The sequence below is a fragment of the Dehalogenimonas alkenigignens genome, assembly GCF_001466665.1.
Classification (GTDB): Bacteria; Chloroflexota; Dehalococcoidia; order Dehalococcoidales; family Dehalococcoidaceae; genus Dehalogenimonas; species Dehalogenimonas alkenigignens.
Map to the genome: position 1 here is coordinate 1,171,341 of NZ_KQ758903.1, position 23,371 is coordinate 1,194,711.

Annotated in this window: 18 protein-coding genes, 1 tRNA gene, 1 riboswitch and 1 other annotated feature; of the genes, 12 read left to right on the forward strand and 7 right to left on the reverse strand. The window is 54.6% G+C overall.

The features are described from left to right. Positions 1-6 precede the first annotated feature (6 nt). Positions 7-1,089: a prenyltransferase/squalene oxidase repeat-containing protein gene (locus DEALK_RS06205; protein WP_144437089.1), complete on the forward strand. Its 1,083-nt coding sequence runs from the start codon at positions 7-9 to the stop codon at positions 1,087-1,089. On the opposite strand, the gene DEALK_RS06210 is transcribed toward DEALK_RS06205, so the two are convergent. The 5 genes from DEALK_RS06210 to DEALK_RS06230 all read right to left on the reverse strand — a co-directional run bounded on the left by DEALK_RS06210 (position 1,086) and on the right by DEALK_RS06230 (position 11,303). Then, positions 1,086-2,924 carry a Maf family nucleotide pyrophosphatase gene (locus DEALK_RS06210; protein ID WP_058439409.1) on the reverse strand — a complete coding sequence of 613 codons (1,839 nt, stop codon included), beginning with the start codon at positions 2,922-2,924 and terminating at the stop codon, positions 1,086-1,088. The genes DEALK_RS06205 and DEALK_RS06210 overlap by 4 nt on opposite strands. Before the next feature lie 12 nt (positions 2,925-2,936). Next, positions 2,937-4,772 carry a translational GTPase TypA gene (typA, locus tag DEALK_RS06215; RefSeq protein ID WP_058439410.1) on the reverse strand — a complete coding sequence of 612 codons (1,836 nt, stop codon included), beginning with the start codon at positions 4,770-4,772 and terminating at the stop codon, positions 2,937-2,939. A 249-nt stretch (positions 4,773-5,021) separates the two neighbouring features. Then, entirely contained in the window at positions 5,022-5,657 is a 636-nt protein-coding gene (locus DEALK_RS06220; RefSeq protein ID WP_058439411.1) for a response regulator, read from the reverse strand. Further along, entirely contained in the window at positions 5,650-8,835 is a 3,186-nt protein-coding gene (locus DEALK_RS06225; RefSeq protein WP_058439412.1) for a histidine kinase N-terminal 7TM domain-containing protein, read from the reverse strand. Before DEALK_RS06225 ends, DEALK_RS06220 begins: the two co-directional genes overlap by 8 nt. A 116-nt stretch (positions 8,836-8,951) precedes the next feature. Continuing rightward, positions 8,952-11,303 carry an endonuclease MutS2 gene (locus DEALK_RS06230; protein ID WP_058439413.1) on the reverse strand — a complete coding sequence of 784 codons (2,352 nt, stop codon included), beginning with the start codon at positions 11,301-11,303 and terminating at the stop codon, positions 8,952-8,954. Between the two features lie 206 nt (positions 11,304-11,509). On the opposite strand from DEALK_RS06230, the gene DEALK_RS06235 reads away from it, so the two are divergent. After that, positions 11,510-13,159, forward strand: a complete 1,650-nt coding sequence (locus DEALK_RS06235; protein WP_058439414.1) for a S8 family serine peptidase — start codon at positions 11,510-11,512, stop codon at positions 13,157-13,159. Positions 13,160-13,242: 83 nt separating this feature from the next. On the opposite strand, the gene DEALK_RS06240 is transcribed toward DEALK_RS06235, so the two are convergent. Beyond that, entirely contained in the window at positions 13,243-14,712 is a 1,470-nt protein-coding gene (locus DEALK_RS06240; RefSeq protein ID WP_058439415.1) for a hypothetical protein, read from the reverse strand. Positions 14,713-14,749: 37 nt separating this feature from the next. After that, a riboswitch (cyclic di-GMP riboswitch) is annotated at positions 14,750-14,832 on the reverse strand. Positions 14,833-15,106: 274 nt separating this feature from the next. Beyond that, positions 15,107-15,183 (reverse strand) — tRNA-Asp (locus tag DEALK_RS06245). On the opposite strand from DEALK_RS06245, the gene rpsF reads away from it, so the two are divergent. The 10 genes from rpsF (at position 15,145) to ileS (ending at position 23,353) form a co-directional block, all read left to right on the forward strand. Beyond that, positions 15,145-15,696: a 30S ribosomal protein S6 gene (gene rpsF / locus DEALK_RS10445; protein WP_425479162.1), complete on the forward strand. Its 552-nt coding sequence runs from the start codon at positions 15,145-15,147 to the stop codon at positions 15,694-15,696. The genes DEALK_RS06245 and rpsF overlap by 39 nt on opposite strands. 33 nt (positions 15,697-15,729) lie before the next feature. Next, on the forward strand, positions 15,730-16,131 hold the full coding sequence (locus DEALK_RS06255) for a single-stranded DNA-binding protein (protein WP_058439416.1): 402 nt from the start codon (positions 15,730-15,732) through the stop codon (positions 16,129-16,131). 35 nt (positions 16,132-16,166) lie between these two features. Then, positions 16,167-16,583 carry a 30S ribosomal protein S18 gene (rpsR, locus tag DEALK_RS06260; protein WP_058439417.1) on the forward strand — a complete coding sequence of 139 codons (417 nt, stop codon included), beginning with the start codon at positions 16,167-16,169 and terminating at the stop codon, positions 16,581-16,583. A gap of 31 nt (positions 16,584-16,614) precedes the next feature. Continuing rightward, positions 16,615-16,755 (forward strand): 50S ribosomal protein L34, encoded by a 141-nt coding sequence (gene rpmH, locus DEALK_RS06265; RefSeq protein WP_058439418.1) that lies wholly within the window; start codon positions 16,615-16,617, stop codon positions 16,753-16,755. Between the two features lie 37 nt (positions 16,756-16,792). Further along, complete coding sequence (gene rnpA / locus DEALK_RS06270) at positions 16,793-17,125, forward strand: ribonuclease P protein component (protein WP_065128722.1); 333 nt, start codon at positions 16,793-16,795, stop codon at positions 17,123-17,125. A 2-nt stretch (positions 17,126-17,127) separates the two neighbouring features. Continuing rightward, positions 17,128-17,346 carry a membrane protein insertion efficiency factor YidD gene (gene yidD, locus DEALK_RS06275; RefSeq protein WP_058439420.1) on the forward strand — a complete coding sequence of 73 codons (219 nt, stop codon included), beginning with the start codon at positions 17,128-17,130 and terminating at the stop codon, positions 17,344-17,346. A gap of 11 nt (positions 17,347-17,357) precedes the next feature. Continuing rightward, positions 17,358-18,437, forward strand: coding sequence for a beta-alanine-activating enzyme beta-propeller domain-containing protein (locus tag DEALK_RS06280; protein ID WP_058439421.1), 1,080 nt, complete (start codon positions 17,358-17,360; stop codon positions 18,435-18,437). A gap of 66 nt (positions 18,438-18,503) precedes the next feature. Next, complete coding sequence (locus DEALK_RS06285) at positions 18,504-19,403, forward strand: YidC/Oxa1 family membrane protein insertase (RefSeq protein ID WP_275477474.1); 900 nt, start codon at positions 18,504-18,506, stop codon at positions 19,401-19,403. Then, positions 19,291-19,980, forward strand: a complete 690-nt coding sequence (gene jag / locus DEALK_RS06290) for an RNA-binding cell elongation regulator Jag/EloR (RefSeq protein WP_058439423.1) — start codon at positions 19,291-19,293, stop codon at positions 19,978-19,980. Before DEALK_RS06285 ends, jag begins: the two co-directional genes overlap by 113 nt. Positions 19,981-20,040: 60 nt before the next feature. Then, positions 20,041-20,283, forward strand: a binding site (T-box leader). Between the two features lie 31 nt (positions 20,284-20,314). Continuing rightward, complete coding sequence (ileS, locus tag DEALK_RS06295; RefSeq protein WP_058439424.1) at positions 20,315-23,353, forward strand: isoleucine--tRNA ligase; 3,039 nt, start codon at positions 20,315-20,317, stop codon at positions 23,351-23,353. Positions 23,354-23,371: the final 18 nt, after the last annotated feature.

The following is a 23,371-nucleotide window of genomic DNA, read 5'->3' on the forward strand; positions in this document are numbered from 1 at the left end:
TTGATCATGACGGAGAAGAAGCGCCGAAACGTCGGGATTAAAGTATTGCCAACGGAGAAACAAGTGGCATTATGGCGCGTTAAAGTCAAAGCCGGGTCTCTTGCCTGGCTCCTCGAACCGGACGCCGAGAACCCCGCAGTCAGATACCTGGCACTTCGTGACCTGACGGGGTTGTCGTGTACCCATCCTGAACTGGTGAAAGCAAAGGAAAACGGATTTGCCACCGGACCCATTGCCAGGGTGCTTGAGGCTCAGCGGCCGGCTGGCTACTGGGTGAAACCAGGTGCAGGATACAGTCCAAAATACACCGGCACAGTCTGGTCGCTGGCTCTTTTAGCGCAATTGGGAGCCGATGTGTCCGAACCCCGGGTGTTGCGGGCGGCAGAATATGTTTTGGAAAAAACGGTGGCTCCGGTCGGCTGGTTCAGCTACAACGGGACCAATTCAGGAGTAATACACTGCCATGCCGGCTATCTTGGCGAATCTATGCACATGCTTGGGCTCGGGGATGATCCCAGGGTGAATAAAGCGATCGAACTTCAAGCCCGCTTGATTACGGGTGAAGGTATTGCCGAGGGCGGGAGTGATAACCCGCTCAGGTATTACCGCTATACATTCGGGTCAAATTTTATTTGCGGTGCCAACGGGGGCAAACCCTGCGCCTGGGGCGCAGCGAAAGCAATGAAAGCCATGACCGCGGTCCCGGAGCACAAACGAACCCCGATAATGGTTGAGGCTATAAACAAAGGAACCGCCTTCTTTTTGGGAACAGATCTGACAAAGTGCAATTTTCCGTACCGGGAAGGAGGAAAAGTCAGCGCAAACTGGTTGAAATTCGGCTTTCCGAACTTTTATATCTCCGATATGCTCGAGGTGCTTGAAATTTTATCCCGTTTTGGCCGGGGCGGTGATCCTCGGCTTGAGAACGCCTGGCAACTGGTAATGGATAAACAGGATGCCGCCGGACGCTGGCCTATGGAGTACTCTTACAACGGCAAGATATGGTCGAACATAGAGGCGAAGGGCAAACCCAGTAAATGGGTGACGCTGCGGGTGTTGAGGACTTTGAAGGCGGCTTTTCCCGGTTAGGCGCACTGCCACTTCCGGCAATCGGGGCAGTTTCCGTCGGGCCGCCAATTCGTTGAGATAGTCGGGTGTACGCCGAGCTTGAGAAGAAGTCCCTGCATCAGGCAAACAGGCAAGCCGACAACGTTTAAATAACAACCTTTGATATGGGAAACAGGATTAAAGCCTTTATCCTGAATACCGTAAGCCCCGGCCTTGTCCAGCGGACTGCCAGTCTTTACATAATGCTCTAGCTCTTGATCCGTGTAGTGCCTCATTGTGACCAGGGTGGTGCTTGAATCGGCTATCGTTTCCCCGGTCGCCGCGTCGGTGACGGCGACACCGCTGACGACGCGATGAGTTTTCCCGCGGAGCTTCCGCAGCATTGCCGTCGCTTCTTCCGCCGAAGCTGGTTTGCCAAGAATTTCATCGCCCGAGACGACGATAGTGTCCGCGGCGATGATGGTGCCGGCACCATACCGTTCGGCGACGGCCGCGGCTTTGTTTATAGCATGAGCCTTTGCCTGCTCCTCCGGCGACAAGCCTTCGGTCAGCGCCTCGGCGATTTCAGACGCGGCCGCCTCAAATTTAAGCCCCATCGCTGTCAATACTTCACTGCGCCGCGGCGAGGCTGAAGCGAGCACCAGTTTCTGTCGGGCGAGAAAATTCTTTTCTTTATTCTCGGCGAATGTCAGCGTCGCCACCGTTTCCACGTGGTAGGTCTGGGGAAACAGGTCGACCGGAGATATGTCTTTTACGGCATAAGGTCCGCGTGTCAGCACCCGCAGGTCGCGGGCCAGGGCTTCCGGGTTGCAGGAGACATACACCAGACGCTTTGGCGGGTAGAAGCTAAGGGTTTTCAGGGCGGCCGGATGACAGCCGGTGCGTGACGGGTCGATGATGACGGCATCAGCCAGCCGGCCGAGGTGAGGCAGCACTGATTCGGTTTTAGCTTCCAATAGTTCGATATTTGGGATGTCGCGAACATTGACCCGAGCGTCCTTGACCGCTGCTCCGGACTCCTCGATAGCGATGACCTTCTTAACGTAGGGCGCCAGCAGAGCGGCGAAAGTGCCGACGCCGGCGTAAGCGTCAATAATCGTCTCGCTGCCGGACAGTTCCAGCCTGGCGCGGATGAGGTCAGCCAGTCTTTCTGCCTGGGGAGTGTTGACCTGAAAGAAGGCGGGTGAAGACACCCGGAATTTACGTCCGCCCATAACATCAAAGTAGTAAGGCTGACCGGTGATCACTGTAATCTCCGGGTTCAGCATCCGCGGCTGGATAAGATAGTCGTCGGTGTTGACGCCGTAGCGGATGGAGAACTGGGTGGTCTCCGCGCAGCGGCCGGAAAGAGCAGCCATCAGGCTGTCGATCCCTTCAGCCATGATGGGGCACTGGTCGATCGGCACAAAACGGTGGGTGACCCGGTTGATAAAACCGAATTGGTTGATACGGCGGCGTACCGTTAACCGGGCGTGGTTGCGGTAGCCGAACTCATCAGGAGAAGCCAACACCGGTTGGACGCTTGCGGAGTCCAGCCCTTCCGACTCAAGCGCCCGGCGGACCTGTTCTTGCTTGAGTTCAAGCTGGTGGGAATACCTGATGTGCTGCCACTGACAGCCGGAGCATTCGCCGAATTTATTACAGACCGCGGACCGCCGGTGGGGTGAGGCTTCGATGACGTTTTCTACGATAGCATCGAGTCCATCGTGGCTGATGCGGATGACCCTTGCTTCGACCGTTTCACCAGGGATACCGCCGAAAACCGAGACCCGGAGCCCCTGGTATTCCGAAGCAGCATCGCCGAATTCTCCAATACCTTCGAGTTTGACCTTAATGATATCGAATTGTTCGACCATCAGACAGTCATGCTACTCGTCGGCTTCTTCGGGACTGCCGCGGCCGGCTCGCTTGCGGTCATGCGCTGACAGCAACTTCTTGCGCAGGCGGATATTTTTAGGTGTAACTTCAACCAGTTCGTCATCCTCGATGAAGTCGAGTGATTCCTCCAGCGACATCTTGACCGGGGTGGTTAGTTTCAGGGCGATGTCGGAAGTTGACGACCGGATGTTGGTCATTTTCTTTTCTTTACAGACATTGACCACCAGGTCGGAGCCTCTGGCGTGAAGACCGACGATCATCCCTTCGTAAACCTCGGTCATCGGGTCGATGAATGTCAGTCCTCGGGCCTGGGCGTTGTTCAAACCGTAAGTCACCGCGGTGCCGGCCTGGGCGGCGATGAGCACGCCCGAACGGGTGGTGCCGATCTCGCCCTGCCATGGTTCATAGTTAAGAAATAAAGTGTTCATCACGCCCCGGCCGCGGGTGGTGGTCAGGAATCCGCTGCGGAATCCGATGAGGCCGCGGGTGGGTATATGATATTCCATGCGCACGTTTCCCATGTCGTCATGGTGCATATTGGTCATCCGGCCTTTGCGCTTGGCTAGCATTTCAGTCAGGTCGCCGATGCACTCCTCGACAGTGTCAACGGTCAACGATTCCATCGGCTCCATCACTTTGCCGCCGACCGTTTTGGTTATCGCTTCCGGCTTGGATAGCTCCAACTCATAACCCTCGCGTCTCATGGTCTCGATGAGGATTGATAAGTGAAGCTCGCCGCGTCCGGAAACCAGGAAGACATCAGGCGAATCCGTATCCTCGACACGAAGCGATATGTTGGTCTCGAGTTCGCGATACAGACGAGCTCGAAGCTGTCGTGAGGTGCAGTATTTGCCTTCACGGCCGCCGAACGGTGAGGTGTTGACACCAAAGGTCATTTTCACCGTAGGTTCGCCGATGGTAATGCCGGGCAGGGCTTCCGGCTGCTCCTGGCTGGCAATGGTATCGCCGATGCTGACATCTTCCATACCGGTCACCGCCACAATATCGCCTGCTTCGGCTCTTTCGACTTCCAGCCGGCCGAGGCCCATGTGAGTGAAGACCTCATTCACGGTGTAGCGATGGTTTACGCCGTGCTTATCGATGACCACGACCGAATCCCGGGGAGAGATGCTGCCGCGGTGGATGCGGCCGATGGCGATGCGTCCTTTGTGGGTGGAATAGTCCAGATTGGAAACTAAAAGCTGCAGCGGGCCTTCCTCGATTTCCGGCGGCGGTATGTTTTTCAGGATACATTCAAAAAGCGGGACCAGGTCGGCGCCTGCGGCATCAGGATCGGTAGTGGCGTAGCCGCCTCGAGAGGTCGAATAAATGACCGGGTAGTCCAATTGAGAATCCTCGGTCGCCAGTTCCAGGAACAGATCCTGGGTCATCGCCAGCACTTCCTTGATGCGGCGTGTCGGCCGGTCCATCTTGGTGATGACCACGATGGGTTTTAATTTCTTGTCCAGCGCCTGCTTCAGCACGAAACGCGTCTGGGGCATCGGCCCGTCGACCGAATCGATAAGCAGAAGGCAGCCCTCGGCCATATTCAAAACGCGCTCCACTTCGCCGGAAAAATCGGCATGGCCGGGAGTGTCGATGATGTTGATCTTGTGGCCGCGGTATTCCACCGCGGTATTCTTGGCCAGGATGGTGATGCCTTTTTCACGCTCCAGGGCGTTGCGGTCCAGGATAAGTTCGCCGACCTCCTGGTTCTCGCGGAAAACGTGGCTCTGTTTCAGCAACACGTCGACCAGGCTGGTTTTACCATGGTCGACGTGGGCGATGATGGCTATATTACGGATATCGTCGCGGTACTTGGGCACAAAATCTCCTTATAAAACGGCACGGCAGAATACTCGGTGGACGCAAAAAACGACGCCTGTCAAAAGCGTCTAGAGTCGGAAGCGGCGGCGCCGCAGCGAGGCAACAGACCGAAGCAGGTACATCTAATCTATATTTTAACGTTTATTAGGCAGGATGACAACCTATCTAAGTTGACTGCTCTGGTTGCAGTATTAACCGAACCGGTTGTTCGGGATATGTATTTGGCCTCCAGCTTGCGTGTAAATCGATTATTCCGGTGCGCCGCCGCTGCCTTTCCCATATAATTGATCAAAATATTCCGGATAGAGTTTTTTGGCACAGCTAGGGCAGATGCCATGGGTGAAGTCGGCGCCTGAATGTTCGGATATGTAATTCTCCACAGATTGCCAGAAACCCTTGTCATTGCGGATTTGCTTACAGCTGGCGCAAATTGGTATCAGACCCGAAAGCACTTTAACCTTATCCAAAGCCTCCTGAAGCTTACGGATAAGCTCCTGCCTCTCCGCTTCAGCTCCGGCTTTATATAAAGCCATTTCCACTGAAGCCCTCAGGTCAGCTTCGTTGAAGGGCTTGGTCAGGAATCCCAGAGGCTCGGCGAGTTTTGCTTGAGCGAGGGTTGCCGGGTCGGCATACGCGGTCAAATAGACCGCCGGAACCGAGAACCGGCGGCGCAGCTCCCCAGCCGTGGCTATGCCGGAATGCCCGCCTTTAAGAACGATATCCATAAGTACCAGATCAGGTTTAAGTTTTTCGGCAATCCGCAGCGCCTCTTCGCCGGTGGCGGCCACCGCGACCACATCGTACCCCATGCCTTCAAGGCTGCTCCTGATATCCTCCGCGGTGATGGCCTCATCCTCAACCACCATTAACCTGGCTTTAGCCATTATTGGGTCCTCCCTGCTCAAACACGAAACTGAATTCGGTGCCTGCGTCCCTCTTAACGGTCATTTTGCCGCCTAGCGGATGCTCGGCCAGCGCCGTAACCAGTCTCAAGCCTAACGAGCGGCCGCCGCGGGCGTCGAAGCCTTCCGGCAGACCGATCCCGTTATCCTTGACTGAAAGCGAATAGCGGCCGTTTTCAAGTTTCAGCGATACTATAATTTCCCCCCGGCGGCCGTCCGGGAAGGCGTATTTTAAGGAATTTGTAACCAGTTCATTGATGATCAATCCAATCGGCACGGCGGTATCAAGGTCGAAAGCCGCTTCGGTAATCTCCGTGGATATCCTGACTATGCCTGGCGACATAGCGTATGCGTGGCTTAGATTGTGGACAAGTTCCTGAGCATAGTCCCGGATGTTGATGTGCGCCAGGTCGGCGGATTCATATAGCTTGTTATAGACGAGGGACATGCTCTTGATCCGCTCTTCACTCTCGCGCAGCATCTGGCGTGTTGGTTCGTCGGAGACGAAACGGCTTTGCATCTTAAGCAGACTGGAGATCACCTGCATATTGTTCTTGACGCGGTGGTGGATTTCCTTGAGCAGCAGTTCTTTTTCTTCCAAAGCCCTTTTGATTCTTGCGGCCGCTTTCTTGCTTTCGGTGATGTCGCGGGCGATTGAGGAGAATCCGATGACTTTACCGGCAGTGTCGTTGACCGGGGAGATGGTGACGGCAACATCAATGACGGTTCCATCCTTGTGGTTTCTCAAGGTTTCAAATGAAACGCTCTGGCCTGACCGCCGGATTTGCTCCAGCACGTTATCAATCGAAGTAATATCGCCATACGGCAGCAACAGCTCGCTGGTATGGCCGAGCATTTCCTCCTCCGAGTATCCAAAAATCCTCTCCGCGGCTTTGTTCCAGCTGGTTATCCGGCCTGCCAAATCTCGGCCAATCATGGCATCGGCGGAGAACTCAACAATGGTTGCCAGCCTTGATTTCGCCTCCCAGGCTCTTTGCCGTTCCGTCGCGTCGGTAAAAATGGTCGCGAAACCCTGTTGACCCCACGGAGCGATGGAAATATCAAAATAGCGGTCGAGCGGCGGAAAGTACGTCTCCAAACGTGCCGGTTGCCCTGACAGAGCCACCCCGGCATATTCGGAAAGGTAAGGCGCTTCTTGAACCCCGTAGGCTTCAGTTGCTGTTTTACCCAATATTGCCTCGCGGTCTATACCCAGGATCCGCTCAAACTGGAGATTGGCATCGATGATCCGGTAGTTTACCGGATGCCCGGAATCGTCAAATATCAGGTGGTGAAGCGCGACGCCCTCAGCCATATTGTTATACAGCGACCGCAGGCGCGATTCGCTTTCCTGCAGGGCAGTTTCGATTTTTTTACGTTCGGTGATATATTTGATGATATGGACTGAACCGATACTGTTTCCGCCACTTCCCAGGAGCGGCGATGTTGAAATCTCGACGTGGCGGCCGAGCGCTGGTTCGGGAAATTCAGCCGTGGCCTGGCGGCACTCCGTCAAAGTGCACATGTGCGGGCATCCGGGTAGCGGCTTATCAGTGCCATGGATAATCTCATAGCAATGCCGGCCAACTAAAGAGTCGCCGGACACTCCGGATATTGCGGCGAGGGACCGGTTCGCCCTGACGATCCGATGGTCGGCGTCGATGATAGCGATAGCGTCGGTAATTGAATCAAATGTCGTTTCCCAATCGGAGGCGGCTTTTTTCAATTGCGTTTCGAACCGTTTCCGCTCGGTAACCACATCAAAAACGGCAACGAAATATCCGGTTTCCGGACTATACACTGAGATATCAAACCACATGTCGAGACCCGGCAGATATGTTTCAAAAACTTCCGGAATGCCTGTGGCGGCGACTCTACCGTAAATCTCAAGTAATTCCGGGTTAGTTTGATGTATTCCCGGAATTACCTCGGTAACCCGTTTTCCTATGACATTCTTAAGCCCGGTCAGTTCAGTAAAAGTTCGGTTAACGTTAAGGTAGACAAAATCAACCGGTAAATCATCTTCGAGAATAATGCGGCAGTGAGAAAAGCCGTTCAACATATTTTCGAACAGCGAGCGATACAGCTCTTCACTCCTGGTCAGGGCTTGCTCCGCTGCCTTGCGTTCGGTGATATCTTTAAGAAAGATCACGCGATTTCCGTTGGAGCCATTTTCGCCACCCAGGTCTGTAATCCCGGCTTCCAAATGACGGCCGGTGGGCGTCTTGAGGCACAGTCCGGCTGGAGTTGAAATATTTTCGGTGACGGCAGCAAACCAGGACGCTTCACTCGTCAGAGACTCCAGCCGCTGGCCGAGGGAGATCGGCTGGCTTGTCTCAATCATCATCACGGCTGCCCTATTAAAATCAACAATCCGGTTATGTTTGTCGATTATCAGCATGCCGTCAGGGATCGCGTCCAGGACAACGTTGTAGGCAACCGGCATGATATCCAGCAGGCGCCACCGTAAAATCGCAAAGAGAAACAGCAGGCCGGAAAATGAGAAGGCGACTCTGGTCAGATCGAAGGCAGGCAGAGGATTAATGTCGAAAACGTAAAGAAACCCCATTACCCAAGGCACTATCGCGCCAATAACCACCAGCGCGGTACGCGGTTGGAAATCCTTGTTTGCGTTAAACGCGAAACGGACGACGAGCAGGCTTCCAGCGAGAACGCACAGGCTCGTGTAGCCAATATTGGAGAACCAAAACCAGGGTCCATGAATATAATAAATCAAATTTGAGCCTGCCGGCCCCGGCTCGAAGGACGTCCAGATCAGGCTGTGGGCTTCATTGGAGGCGGTCAATATAAGAGTTAAGACGGGTATGATAAATGCCAGGCTGACATTTCGTCTGGTGATCCAGCGCTGCTGCCCGGTGTAAGCCAGCGCAAATATGACGAAAAACACCGGCACGCTCAAACCGCCGATGTACTCGAATTTGGAAAGGAGAACCTTCACATCGGTGGCTGTTGCCGACACTTCCAGCATGCCGAAAAAACACCATAAGGAAGCGGCAGCCATTAACCATGAAAGCCAGTAACCGGCGTCTGTTTTGCGCCGTCGCCAGGCCGCCGTACCGGCGATGGCGCAAATGACAAAGGATAGGAAGTATACAACGGTATAAGGAGTGAGGATGAACGCAGCTGAAACAGGCGGCATGTTCAAACCTTCATGCCGGTGGCGGCTGTGTGATATCAGGTTGATAATTCATTAATCTGCCTAATATTATCATAGCCCGCCAAACTGTCAATATGCCGGCCAAGCATGAAAATTGATTATTTCAGACGCAGCATTGTAGCCCCGTCGCCGCCCTGATCACGCGGGGCGGCGGAGAGTGAGGCCACCAGTGGATGCCTGGCTGCCAGTTCACGGACAATGCTTCGCAAAACCCCGGTGCCGTGCCCGTGAATCACACGAACTTCCTGGAGACTGGCGGAGGCGGCATCGTCTAAGAATTCGTCGAGCATGGGTGACACGTGTTCGGCCCTTCTGCCTCGGAGGTCAAGTTCCAGCCTGGCGTTTCTGCCTGAAGAAAGGACCTGGACCGCCGGCCTGGGATCCTTTGATTTTCCGGTCAACCTGGTAACGCCTTCCCTGCCCAACTTAAACCGCAACGGGCCGGAAGACACTTCCACCTGGCCGGTTCTCTCATTTTGTGAAAGTACCACCGCTTCGACCTCGGCTTCTTTCAACCAGACGCGGTCGCCTGCTGTGAGTTGGCCTTCGTCTGTATCCGGTTTAGCGGAGTCCGGCGCCTGCCAGATCCCCTTCTTCAACCGTTCCCTGACGTCTTCTGACACATTCCGCGCCATTAAAAGAGCCGCTTCAGATTTCTGGCGCTCCAATGCGTTCCGGGCCTGCTTCAGATCTTTTTGAAGCGCCGCCACTTCTTCGATGACATTATCTCGGGCTTGCTGGATGATGGCCTGTTTTTCTTCTCTATGTGTTTTCAGTTCCAACGCTAATGCCTGGTTCTGCTTCTGAAGAAGTTCCTTTTCACGTTCCAGGGTTTTTTCAATATCGGTTAGGCGCTTTTTTTCAACCTGCAGTTCAGCCAGAAGTTGTTCCAGCTGGCGGGTACCTTCAGTCAGCATCGCCTCGGCCTGCCCGATGACCTCGGCTGGAATTCCGAATCTGGCGGCGGTTGCGATGGCGTTGGAGCCGCCGGGCATTCCGAGGGTCAAATGGTAAGTTGGAGCCAGCGTTTGAGGATTGAAATCAAACGAGGCGTTTTGCATACCTGGAGTCACGTGGGCGAATACTTTTAGGTCGGTAAAATGAGACGTCGCCCCGCCGATCACTCCTTTAGCCAGAAGATGCAGCAAGACCGCTCGGGCGATCGCCGAACCTTCCTGGGGATCGGTGCTGGCGCCGAGCTCATCGAGCAGTACCAGGCTTTTTTCCTTCAGGTTGTTGAGGATCCGGGCGATATTGCTCATGTGGCCGGAGAAGGTAGATAACGCCGCCTGAACGCTTTGTTCATCGCCAATATCGGCGAAGATACCCCTGAAAACCGGCAGCCTGGTTTTCTCTCCGGCCGGTACAGGCAGCCCTGCCTGGGTCATGAGGCACAGCAGGCCAATCACCTTCAGCGCCACCGTTTTGCCGCCGGTGTTGGGGCCGGTGATGACTAAAATAGAAAAATCTTTGCCTAACTCGATTGACAATGGAACCGCCCCGGCTCCCAGCAGCGGGTGACGGGCGGTGTCAAGCCGAATCATAGCCGGGTCGGTCGCTGAAGGCTCATAAACCTCGACCTCTCGGGCTCCGGCGCGCTTGGCGTATCCGGCTTTGGCCAACGCGAAATCGATTTTGGCCGCGGCGCCGAGGCCGTTTTCAATGGCGGGCGCCAGTGCCCCCACCTGAGCCGAGAGCTCGGTCAGGATGCGCTCAATCTCCCGCATCTCCTCGATTTCAAGTTCTTTGAATTCATTGCCGAGATCAAGCGTGGCGAAAGGTTCGACGAAGACTGTTGCGCCTGAATTGGAAACATCATGGACGATGCCCTTGATTTCACCTTTATGCTCCGCCTTGACCGGGATGGCGAACCGGCCTTCGCGTTCAGTGATAATGGGTTCCTGGATAAAACGGCGGGTATTATCCGACTGGATGAAATCCTGGAGGCGTTCCATGACCTCAGATCGTTTCGTCCGCAATCGGAGCCGGATAAGGCTCAATTTTTCGGAGGCGTGCGGTAACAGGCTGCCCTCCGGCGAAATGGCTTTGTCCAGGTTCTTTTCCAGATGGGCAAAATCACCGATGTCCAAGGCGGCCTGGTTCAACAGCGGAGTTGAGACTGCGGTCTCATCCAGTTTGCTTTTCAACCGGCGCAGAAGACCGAGGGATTTTCGGATTTCTGCCAGGATTTTCGGCTCCAACACCCGTCCCAGCGCGGCATAGCGCGCTGGTTCTGCTATGTCGGACAATCCGTAAACGGAGAATCCAGGCTCCAGTTCCAGGAGACGCCGCGCTTCCGCGGATTCGGCCAGGCGGCGTTTGATTTGGTCAAGCTCCGACGACGGCAGTAGTTCAAGCGCCTGGGCGCGGGACATCGTGAAAGAACAATAGCCGGAGACGATTTCCCTGATACGGGGGAATTCGAGGAGGGTCAGATCTTTCTCATGCACGGCCGTATTGTATCACCATAGATAACCCTGTCGAAACGGCGGGGTCAATTGGGCAATTATCATAGTACTAAATACTGGCCAACATGCGGCGCAAACGGTACCAAATGGTGATTATCAAGCGCCCGCCGCTGCGTTAAACTCCTATCTGACTATATCCGAAGCGTGTCAAACCGGTTAACGCTTCGCATCCTGCCAGGAGGAATAAGATGAAAATTCTCAAATTGGCCATCATGGCGGCTTTGGCCTTGATCCTCTCAACGCCCGTCGCCGCACTTGCCGCGGCACAGCAATACGATGGTGAAGACCTTGTTGGGCAGGACACAATCCTGGTAGCTTTCCGCCCCGGCGCCGCGGCCTCCGACATCGCCGCGCTCCACCGCCAGTCCGAAGCTCATGTCTCCGACACCATCCCCGGCATCGGTGTCCAGGTCCTGACCTTCAGCCCCGGCAAGGCCGCTGGCATGCTCAAGGTCTACCAGAACAATCCAAACGTCCTCTACGCCGAATATGATTACACCGCCGCTGCAGAAGATGTTCCCAACGATCCTTCGTTTCCCAGCCAGTGGGGTCTGGCTAAGGTCAACGCTTCCCAAGCCTGGTCGGTGACCACCGGATCGGGCGCAGTGGTTATCGCCATCCTGGATACTGGCATTGACATGAACCACCCGGATCTGGCTGGCAAGATCAAAGGCAGCATCAACTTCTCCACCAGCGCTACTGAATCAGATGTCAAGGGACACGGCACCCATGTCGCCGGCATCGCCGCCGCCATCACCAACAACAGCCTGGGTGTTGCCGGATTGGGCTACAATGCCTCGCTCCTTAACGTCAAAGTACTGGGCGATGACGGCTACGGCTCTTATTCCGGCATGGCCAAGGGTATCATCTGGGCGGCGGACAACGGCGCCTGTGTCATTAACATGAGCCTGTCCGGCACCTCCGCCTCCTCTACCCTGGAATCCGCCGTCAATTACGCCTGGAACAAAGGCGTGATGGTGGTCTGCGCCGCCGGAAACAATGGCAATTCGACGCCGGTTTACCCCGGCTATTATGCAAACGCTGTCGCCGTGGCCGCCACGGATTCGGCGGATAGACTGGCTTCCTATTCGGATTACGGCAGCTGGGTTGACCTGGCCGCGCCGGGTTCAAACATCTATTCCACCTTAATGAACGGCGCTTACGGCTATAAGAGCGGCACCTCGATGGCGACGCCTTTTGTTGCCGGTTTGGCCGCTCTGGTTATGTCGGGGGTTGCCGATACCAACGGCAACGGTCGGCTCAACGACGAAGCCCGTGACCTGATCGAGGCAACCTGCGATAATATCGGCGTCAGCGGCATCGGCGGCGGCCGGATCAACGCTGCCCAGGCTGTCGCCGGTTTGAGCCAACCGACAAATGCGGCACCGCCACCCGCCACCGAACCTGAACCCGGGACGTCACCAGCGCCAGGCACTGAACCCATCGAAGAAGGACCTGTCAGCGAACCTGAACCGGCGCCCACACCCGCGCCAGTCCCTGAGCAACCTGTGGTGAAGCCCATGTGGGTGGACGCAGTAACCTTCACCGTCAGTGGGAAGAATCTGGTCATCAAAGCCAAGGTTATTAGTGAAGCCGGTACTGTTGCCGGGGCAAGTGTTTCGGTGACAATTACCACTGGAAGCCAGTCGTGGCAGCTCAAAGGCACAACTGATAGTGCCGGATTGGTGACTTTCACCTTGTCCAAAGCCGTCGCCGGGACATATTTAGCCAGCGTAACCATGGTCTCCACGGATGGATATGAATGGGATACGGATAACGGCATCAATCTGGCGTCCTATATTCTCACGTCACCAACTAACGGAAAAAGCAATAAGTAGCTAACAGCTGAGATACCAAAGAAGAAGCAGGGAGGCCGAACGGCCTCCCTGCTTCTTTAGTCTGAATCGTGGATTTTTACCTGTTAGGGCTTTTTACCTTTGCCGGGATTGTCTTTCTCATAGCCGGGGGTAGGATCAGCCGGTCCTGGATCCTCAACCTCGCCGCCCTGGTTGTTGGCGTCATCGAGGTCGGACTGGAGATCTCCCGTATCGCCGCTGACGAGGGCGCTGTTGACTTCGTCGATGATGTCCTGTTCACTCATGCCGTAGTCTTCGCCAAAATAAGCGGCGTTCAAAAGGGCTGCTACCGCCTGCCGCAGCAGGGTCTTGGCCCTGCCATACTCACCGGAGCCCCCGAAATTCAAAGCTTCGAGCAGGGTGCTGTCGCCGAGGTTGCCGAAGTCGCCGAGATCGAAAATACCGCCTAAGGCATCGCCGGTGGAATAACCGGTCCAGGCATCAGGATGGGTCTTCCAGAATCCGGGGCTGAGACCCTGACCGTCACCGGGTTCCTCGTCATCACCGCCGCCGCCGCCTACGACAGTCACAGTGGCGTCATCTGACTGCTCGGTTTCAACAATTGTAGCTGTATTCGGATAGGTTCCTTCTTCATAGAAGGTCCTCTGGTAGGTGACGAAACCACTAGCGCTGAAAGCTCCCAAATTGCCGGCGTAGCTATCGGTTACGTGGATCGTATCGTTGATTATAGTGGTGGGAGCGCCGAAAATCACGCCCGCGGTGGCTGACCCGCCTCCGACCGTACCGGTGGTCGTCACGGTCGCGGTGTTGACACGGGAGGCCGCATCCGGCAGAGCGGTGCTATACGTACCTTCAAGAGTGGCGCCTGATGCCAGAGCGTACGGGAAGGTGACCCCGAAATCGACCGTCACATTGCCGAAGCCGCTGATTACATCGGTGGCGCTGGTAATAGTGGCGGTGAACGGGGTGTTATTAGCGATGGTCACGGTGCCACTGACAGCCCAATCGCTGTCTACGGGTTCGCTCTTAGTGAGCGTGACGGTGTAAGTGGAAGTGGCGGTCTGGCCGACCTCAAGTGTGTCGAGGTCCCAATTATCCTCGTCTACAGTCTTGACAATTTCCCAGGTGAAGGTCCGGGTGAATGAAGTCACTGCGGTTTTGGTTACGGTCACTTCATAGTCGAAGCAGAATTCTATATGGCTTAGATTTGCCCACTTGCCGCTGGGAACCACCGGAGCATGGAGACCGGTATCACCAAAGGATTCCGGATCGTAATAATATACGTTGGCATCCGGGCCACCCTTGACGATAACCGCATCCATACCAAGAGTTGAAGTCCAATCGAATGCCTGTCCGTCCGGAGTGTCGTAAACCGTGATGGTTACGGTATTGAAGCCATCAATGTTGTATGTCCCGGAGTTTGGCGGGTCAACCTTAAACCCGAAATCACATCCGAGACTAACCGCAGTCGGGTTGCCCTCCGTAAATGTCGGGTTTGCCAGTGCCGGCACAGCCACAGCAACGGCCAGTATAGCGGCAATGCCGGGGATCAAGAACTTCTTTAGAGCTTTCATAAAACTCCTCCTTTTTATGAAAATAAAAACCGGCCATATTTCCACAAGCCGGTTTCACTACTTGCTCCCCGCCGTCCAAGTGATCCAAATACAGACGGCGGTTCAACGCTTCCTGATCATCAGAATTAATCTAAGACTTTATACTCGGTTGTTCGTACCTCCGTTTTGACCCTGCGATGCTCACATCCCCTGAAGGTCCTGTCCATACGTAAAAATACGTAATTTCCATTCAACACAGGGGTGCGCATTTCCTCTTCATCAATGTAAGGCCAAATATGGGTTGAGTCAAGATAACCTAAACTTACTAAACCTTACCAGAAGTAGGTATACAAGTAGACATAAAAAATTAAGTGGAAACTTGGAAGATATTTGCTGATCAAAGACCTGAAAAGAATGGCGACCCCGATGGGATTCGAACCCACGATCTCCACCGTGACAGGGTGGCATGTTAGACCGCTACACCACGGGGCCGCGCGAAAAAAGAGTGTACCAATTCACGCCTCCAGGTGTCAACAAGTTGGAGGCTGTCTTCCTTCCAATGAATCGGTATCCGGGTTGTTGTTTGCCCATATACCTTGTGCTATAATACCCAAGTTCTTGCGATTACAAGCAAAAATTGGGAGGAACAATACTATCGCTGTTAAAGAAAAGAAGGTCCAGCCGGTTACAGAGCTTTTACGCTCCAGGACTGAGCCGGTCCGCAATTACGAATTGGTAGTCATTTACCGCCCTGAATTGGTGAAAGAGAAGCTCGACGCCGGGCTGGATCACATCGCCAAGCTGGTGGCCGAAAAAGGCGGCTCTATCGCTTCGACAGAGCCGTGGGGCAAACGGAAACTGGCCTATCCCATCAAACACCAGACCGAGGGCATCTATTTTCTGGTGAAGTTCAGTGCCGTATCTTCTCTAACGAAGAAGATCAACAATGACCTTCGTCTTTCAGAAGACGTGCTGCGCCATTTGATTATTTGCCCTGGTAAATAGGTGTACTCGTCGCGCAGCTGAGGAGACGTATTCATGGTCAGTCTAAACAAGGTCATGATTATCGGCAACGTTGGCGGAGATCCGGAGATGCGGTTTACGCCCAGCGGACATCCGGTGACTTCGTTTCGTGTGGCTGCCACCAGAAGATGGGACTCTCCCGATGGGGAGCGCAAAGAAGAAACCGAATGGTTCAGCGTGGTCGCCTGGAACAAGCTGGCTGAGCAGTGCAACCAGCTACTGGCAAAAGGCCGTTTGGTTTATGTTGAAGGCCGATTGCAGACCCGAACCTGGGACGGCCAGGACGGTCAGAAGCATTATAAGACCGAGGTAATCGCCAGCACCGTCAACCTCTTGGATAAAAAGCCCGCCGCTGCCGATGAAACCAGCAGCGCCGAACCCGCCGGTGATATTACGCCGGAAGATATTCCCTTTTAATAAGTAAATTACAGATCGGATATAGGAGTAAATAATTGGTAACTTCACGTGATTCAGGCGCTCGGCCTCAGGGACGTCCGGGCGGACGTTTTGGCGGGCGCGGCCGTTTCCAGCAGCGGCGTAAAGTGTGCGCTTTTTGCGCCGATAAAAACATCATCATTGATTACAAAGATACCGCCAGGCTTTCGCGGTATATCTCCGAGCGTGCCAAGATTGATCCGCGCCGGCGCAGCGGCACCTGTGCCAGGCACCAGCGGGCGTTGTCGGAAGCCATCAAGCAAGCTCGGATCATAGCCTTGCTGCCGTTCGTTCCGGAGCATATCAGAAAATCCGGCACCTCCTGGATGATGAGCCCATCGGCTCCGAAAGTTGCCGAAGCCGCTCCAGAAGCTAAGACAGAAAACGTCGCGCCGGCGGTGACTGCGACAACCGAAAACCCGGCAACGGCGTAAACCACTCCTGAACATCAAGTGAGGATATAAAGTGCCCAAAAGGACTTACCAACCGAAAAAGATTCCCCGCAAGCGGGAACATGGTTTTCTTGCCCGAATGTCCAGCCGGGGCGGCCGCGATGTCCTGAAATCGCGCCGGGCTAAAGGCCGCAAAAGGTTAATTGTCGTCTAGCTTCCACCTTTCTCCGGTAATAGCTGGCGGAGGGTGCATGATTCGTGAAACACGTCTTAGAAGACGGGAAGATTTTCAGAGGGTGCTGTCCGCCGGGCGATCCAAATCCGACTCATTGCTGATACTAAAAACAGCGCCGGGCAGCACGGAGTCAAGCCGCATCGGTATTGTGACCAGTAAAAAACTCGGTTGCGCCGTGGTCCGGAATCGGGTTCGCCGGCGGCTTCGGGAGATATTGCGGAAGGCTGAGATTAAAAACAGCATCGACGCAGTATTTATCGCGAGATCATCTGCCGCTTCTGTGCCTTTTGCCGAGCTGGAGGCCAGTGCCTGTAATCTGATGAAGCGGGTTGGGCTGGTTAGCAGTTGACGATGAAAAGAGTGGCCCTGGGATTGATCAGGCTATATCAAAACAGCCTTTCAAAGGTATTGCCTCCGTCTTGCCGTTTTCAACCAACCTGCTCCCAATATACCTTTGAAGCTATTGAACGTTTTGGTCTTTTCAAAGGCGTTTGGTTGGGCCTGAAACGGTTGGGGCGCTGCCATCCTTTTAACAAAGGCGGTTACGATCCGGTGCCGGATCGCGCTTGAAGGAGACTAGGTTGCGGAATATTTGGAAAATCGGTTTGATTATTGCCCTGATCGCCGCGCTGGCCGTCGGCGGCAGCGGGTGCACCGGAGGGCAGAGAGCTCTGGGTTGGAGCGGGGTGACTCTGGCCGGCAGCGAATTATATTGTGGCACCACTGACGGCCGGTTGATCTCGCTTAATTCCAGCACCGGGACGGTTCGCTGGCAGGTGAATCTGGAAAAGGCTACCGGTATCTACGGTTCTCCGCTCGTCGTCGGTGATACTGTTTATGTGACTTCATACGGAGGCAGGGTATTTGCTGTCAACGCCGCCAGCGGAGCTCTAAAATGGTCGTCGCCGACGCCTGAAGAAGTAAAATTACCGGACGCGGTTATCAGCGGGCTGGCTGAAAACAACGGGCGGCTTTTCTACGGCAGCACCGACGGATCGGTATATGCCATCAGCGCGGCCGACGGCAAGATTGTCTGGAGTTTCAAGAACGGCGATAAAATTTGGGGTACGCCCGTGGTCGACAGGGGTGTGGTATATATCGGTTCGTTTGATAAAAAAGTCTACGCCATCTCAGAGGCCGACGGGCGGGAGTTATGGGTTTTTGAGGCTGGAGGCGTCTTTACTTCAGCCCCGGTTATTTTTAACGATACGGTGATTATCGGCTCACTCGACCGTAATCTTTATTGTCTGGACAGCGCTACCGGCGCCGAGTTATGGCGCTTCACCGCCGGCAAGTGGTTCTGGGGCAGCCCGGCAGTCATTGGAGATCAAATCTACGCGCCAAACACCGACGGGAGCGTTTATGTCCTCGGAGGCGAGACGGGGCAGTTGATCAAAGAACACGATTTCGGAAGCTCGTTTGCTGCTTCGCCATCCATTGTGAACGGCCAGTTAGTCGTGGCGGCCGCGGAGGATGGTAAAGTCGTTGTTATCGACGATGATTCGCAGCAAACCCGCGAACTTGCTTTACTGGATACTACGGTCAGAGCGCCCCTGGCATCATCCGGCGAGATCGTCTTTATTCACAGCCAGACGAACGAAACAATTTTTGCTGTTAACGCATTGACCGGCGCCCGTGTATGGGAATACCGGGTGTCCTAAAGAGGTAATTGAGTGAGTATTGGAGATATCTGGGATCTAACTATTCTTGACCCGTTGATCAACGGGATGATCTGGCTTTCCAGTATCCTTTTCAACAATTTCGGGTTGACGGTTATCGTTTTGACCGCCGTTATTTTCGCGGTGATGTATCCGTTGACGATGAAGCAAATGCGCGCGGCCAAGGCGATGCAGGAATTGCAGCCGAAACTCCAGGCTCTTCAGAAGAAATACGCCAAAGACAGGCAAAAGCTAGCCCAGGAACAGATGCAGCTGATGCGGGAGTCCGGCGCCAGCGCCACCGGCTGCCTTGTCCCGATGGTAATACAGATGCCGATCTGGATCGCTTTGTATCAGGCCATTATCAGGGTGTTAGCGGTAACGCCAGAAGATTTCCTGAGCCTTTCCAGGCATTTATACGACTGGTCCGTGGTCTATGAGACCCTCCCGCTGAACAGTACCTTTCTTTGGATAGACCTCTCCACTCCGGATTACATTCTGGCGCTTCTTGTGGGCGCGGTGATGCTATTACAGCAGAAAATGACCACGCCGCAGTCTGCGGACCCAAAGGTTGCGGCGCAGGGCAAAATGATGCTCTTCATGATGCCGGCGATGTTTGTCTTCATTTCGATCACTTTCCCGGCCGGCCTGGCGCTGTACTGGCTGACATCAAGTATATTGAGGGTTGTGGTCCAGTTCTTCGCCACCGGTCCCGGCGAGTTGAAGCCCTGGTTTCAGGGTTTAATGAGCAGGTTGGAGCGGGATCGGGGATACAAAGACCGTGTTTTGAAAAATGAAAAATCACCTGAACCAGCCACGCCTAAAGTGGTGGTTGAACAGGCTGAGGAGATTGTGAATGAAGGAAATCGAGGTAAGGGGGCGGACGGTGGAAGAGGCGGTAGCCCGCGGCCTGGAACGACTAAAAATCAGCCGGGAAGAGGCGGAGATCGACGTCGTAAACGAAGGTAGCCACGGACTTTTCGGTATCCGAACTGAAGAGGCCATTGTCGTGGTCAGGACCAGACAACCCGCGGCGCCCGTATCGGCTACCCGTGCCGCCGATGCCGTAGCCGTTACCACCCGGATCATTCAAGATCTGATAGACCGCATGGACCTCGATGCCGGCGTTGAATACTTGCCTGACGCGATGGTCACCGAAGAAACGGGAAATGAATCGGGAATGGTTTTCGATATCCTCGGCGAAGACCTGGGTCTGCTGATAGGCCGCCACGGTCAGACCCTGGCAAATTTCCAGTATCTGGTAAGAATCCTGGTGGCTCAACGTATTGGAGACTATTTGCCTATCGTGGTGGACGTTAACGGCTACCGGCAAAGGCGTTTTAAGTCCCTTGAAGTTTTAGCTCGGCGGACGGCGGAGCAGGTGCGCCAGCGTCGGATGCCGTACTCGCTGGACCCAATGCCGCCTTTTGAGAGGCGCATTATTCACATGGTGCTGGCCGGTGATCCCGAAGTGACCACTCAGAGCGTCGGTTTCGGGGAAGAGCGAAAGGTCGTTGTTGTCCCCCGGGAAGACTCTTTGAAATAGCAGTTGTTATCCATTTGGCTTGTTTCTTGAACGCAGGTTTATCCTGTGATATGCTTCCTGTTAACAGCTTTGACGGAGAAGAGTAAGCCCGGCGCTTTCCATCAGCGAGCCTGATACGGTGCGAGCAGGCTGGAAATAGGGCGGAAAATCCCTCCCGAGCTTCCAGGCGAAAATCCGGTGTGTCTGGGTGATTAGTTTTGGGCGGGTGCCAGCCGTTATCCTGGCATGGCATGGTTGTGCCAGAATGAGCGCCCCGATTCATCGGGGAACAAGGGTGGTACCGCGGTTAATCCCGTCCCTTATGGGCGGGATTTGTTTTTTATAAGGAGGCGCAATGTTTTTACCAGTGAGCAGCCGGGTCAGCTTTCCAGAAATCGAAGAAAAGATCCTAAAGCTTTGGACGGCTCGGGATATTTTTAAACGCTCGGTTGAAAACCGGAGCGGGCGGAAACGCTTTACCCTGTACGAGGGTCCGCCTACGGCTAACGGCAGACCCGGCATTCATCATGTCCTGTCGCGTGTTTTCAAAGACGTCATGCCGCGCTATAAAACCATGAAAGGGTATTATGCACCCCGCATCGGCGGATGGGATACCCATGGACTGCCGGTGGAACTCGAGGTTGAGAAAGCTCTCGGTTTTAAGAGTAAGACTGACATCGAGCGTTTCGGTATCGCTGAATTCAACAAGAAGTGCCGGGAAAGCGTCTTCAAGTATGTCGAAGACTGGAACCGATTGACCGAGCGCGTCGGCTACTGGGTCGATCTGGAACATGCCTACATAACCATGAACAATGAGTATATCGAAACCGGGTGGTGGGTGGTAAAACAGTTGTGGGATAAGGGACTCGTTTATCAGGGGCATAAAGTTACCCCTCATTGTCCCCGCTGCGGTACATCGCTATCCTCGCACGAAGTTGCCCTCGGGTATGAGGAGAACACCGAGGACCCGTCTGTATATGTGAAATTCAAAATCGAACCAGCCGGGATGGCTGGCCCTCTCGCCGCGTTCACCGACAAGCCTTTCTCGCTGCTCGCTTGGACAACGACGCCCTGGACGCTGCCGGCTAACACCGCGCTGGCCGTCTGCGGTACCGCGGAGTACGCAGTCCTGGATATGGGGGAAGAATACCTGGTTTTAGCAACGGAAAGACTTGAAGCAAACGGTCTTCATAATGCCCACCAGGCTGGGCGGGTATCAGGCTGCCATCTGGTGGGGCTGCAATATCAACCACTATTCGACCCTTTTGACAGTGGGGTGCCTGTCTACCGATTGTCCCCGACGGGCATGACGGCAGCAGAGCCGGGTGAGATATTTTATCCGGTTATCGCCACCGATTACGTGTCGATGGAGGACGGTACCGGAATTGTTCATACCGCTCCGGCATACGGCGAAGTGGACTATGAGTCAGGTGTCAAGCACGGGCTCTATTTTATTCATCATGTCGATCTTCAGGGCAAGATAACCGGCTCTTATCCGGGCGCCGGCAAATTCGTGAAAGCGGCAGATCCGCTAATAACACGCGCCCTGAAAGACCGCCACCTGATTCAAAAGGATGAAAAAATCCACCATACTTACCCGTTCTGCTGGCGCTGCGCCACGCCCCTTCTGTACTTTGCCAAACAAAGCTGGTATATCCGCACCACCGCGCGCAAGGCGGACCTGATTGAAAACAACGAGAGGATCAACTGGTACCCTGAGCATATCAAACGGGGCCGCTTTGGCGACTGGCTGCAGAACAACGTCGACTGGGCTTTTTCGAGAGAACGTTACTGGGGCACCCCTGTACCGGTATGGCGCTGTGACACATGCCAGGCTTCTGACTGTATCGGCGGGGTTGACGAACTCAGATCTAAACCGGGATTCACCGGCTTTCCTGAGCCCCTGGACCTGCACCGCCCGTTTGTTGACGAGATAGCTTACGATTGTCAAAAATGCGGCGGCCGGATGCGTCGGGTGACGGATGTCATCGACTGCTGGTTTGACTCCGGCGCCATGCCGGTAGCCCAGCAGCATTACCCATTTGATCCCGACAGCCGCTCCATTTTTGAGGACGGGCGATTTCCGGCCGACTTCATCTGCGAAGGTATTGACCAGACCCGCGGCTGGTTTTACAGCCTGCATGCCCTTTCGACCTTACTTTTTGGCCAGCCATGTTTTAAGAACGTTATTTCCCTCGGGCTCATACTTGACGAAAAAGGGGAGAAAATGAGCAAGACCCGGGGAAACGTCGTCCTTCCGGAGACGGTGATCAATAAACACGGCGCCGATGCGGTGCGGTGGTATTTATTGACGGCTTCGCCGGCCGGAAATACCCGGCGTTTTTCGGAAAAACTGGTCGGTGAAGTTACCCGGTCGTTTATGTCCACCTTGTGGAACACATACTCCTTTTTTGTCCTTTATGCCAACATCGATAACTTCCGCCCAGGTACACAAAAACACGATCTCGCTTCTGAATTGGACAGGTGGATACTATCTGAACTGAACCAATTAATCGCTGAAGTGACCGCTGACCTGGATGCCTATGACCCGGTTGCCGCCGGCCGCGCTATTGAGGCTTTTGTTGACTATCTGTCAAACTGGTATGTCCGGCGTTCAAGGCGGCGTTTCTGGAAGAGCGAGAGCGATGCCGACAAACTGTCGGCTTACAACACCTTGTATGAGTGCCTGGTTAAGCTTTCAAAGCTGATAGCTCCCTTCATGCCGTTTCTCGCCGAAGAGATCTACCAGAACCTGGTTGCGGGCAACGGGACCGAAAAAGATGACAGCGTTCATCTATGCGATTATCCCGAGGCCGAAATGACTAGTATAGATAATGTCTTGTCCGGATCGATGCGCCTGGCGATGAAGGCTTCCAGTGTCGGGCGCGCCGCCAGGGCCCAGGCCGCCATTAAAGTGCGTCAACCCCTGGCCGACGCGGTAATTGCCGGTTTGTCCCAAACTGAGCGTTCCGGACTCGAAAAACTGGCCGACGCGATCGCCGAGGAACTCAACGTCAAGTGCTTAAAGTTCACCAGCGATGCCGATTCATTGAGTGCCGATGAATATTCCACGGTTTCCGACGGGCCGGTTACGGTGGGTATCAACAAGCGGCTGACGCCGGAACTCGTCGACGAGGGATTAGTCCGGGAAATCACCCACCGCATTCAGGGTTTGCGCAAGACTGCCGGTTTCGATATCGCTGACACTATTTCGACCTTTTTCGAAACCGACAGCGTAACCGAGCGGGTGATGGAGGCCTGGGGAGAGTACGTCGCCAAAGAGACGCTTTCCCGGGATCTTGTCAATGGCGTTCCGGATGATCCCGGAATAACGGCCGAAACGTTCAAACTTGAAGGGCATGCCATAAAGCTGGGAGTGAAAAAGACAACTTAAATTGAAGGCGGGAGCCGG

Excerpts from the sequence above, each read along its gene's own strand:
- DEALK_RS06205 (WP_144437089.1), top strand. The coding sequence starts at position 7 with ATGACGGAGAAGAAGCGCCGAAACGTCGGGATTAAAGTATTGCCAACG.
- DEALK_RS06210 (WP_058439409.1), bottom strand. The coding sequence starts at position 2,924 with ATGGTCGAACAATTCGATATCATTAAGGTCAAACTCGAAGGTATTGGA.
- DEALK_RS06220 (WP_058439411.1), bottom strand. The coding sequence starts at position 5,657 with ATGGCTAAAGCCAGGTTAATGGTGGTTGAGGATGAGGCCATCACCGCG.
- DEALK_RS06225 (WP_058439412.1), bottom strand. The coding sequence starts at position 8,835 with ATGCCGCCTGTTTCAGCTGCGTTCATCCTCACTCCTTATACCGTTGTA.
- DEALK_RS06235 (WP_058439414.1), top strand. The coding sequence starts at position 11,510 with ATGAAAATTCTCAAATTGGCCATCATGGCGGCTTTGGCCTTGATCCTC.
- DEALK_RS06240 (WP_058439415.1), bottom strand. The coding sequence starts at position 14,712 with ATGAAAGCTCTAAAGAAGTTCTTGATCCCCGGCATTGCCGCTATACTG.
- DEALK_RS06255 (WP_058439416.1), top strand. The coding sequence starts at position 15,730 with ATGGTCAGTCTAAACAAGGTCATGATTATCGGCAACGTTGGCGGAGAT.
- rnpA (WP_065128722.1), top strand. The coding sequence starts at position 16,793 with ATGATTCGTGAAACACGTCTTAGAAGACGGGAAGATTTTCAGAGGGTG.
- yidD (WP_058439420.1), top strand. The coding sequence starts at position 17,128 with ATGAAAAGAGTGGCCCTGGGATTGATCAGGCTATATCAAAACAGCCTT.
- DEALK_RS06285 (WP_275477474.1), top strand. The coding sequence starts at position 18,504 with ATGATCTGGCTTTCCAGTATCCTTTTCAACAATTTCGGGTTGACGGTT.
- jag (WP_058439423.1), top strand. The coding sequence starts at position 19,291 with ATGAAGGAAATCGAGGTAAGGGGGCGGACGGTGGAAGAGGCGGTAGCC.
- ileS (WP_058439424.1), top strand. The coding sequence starts at position 20,315 with ATGTTTTTACCAGTGAGCAGCCGGGTCAGCTTTCCAGAAATCGAAGAA.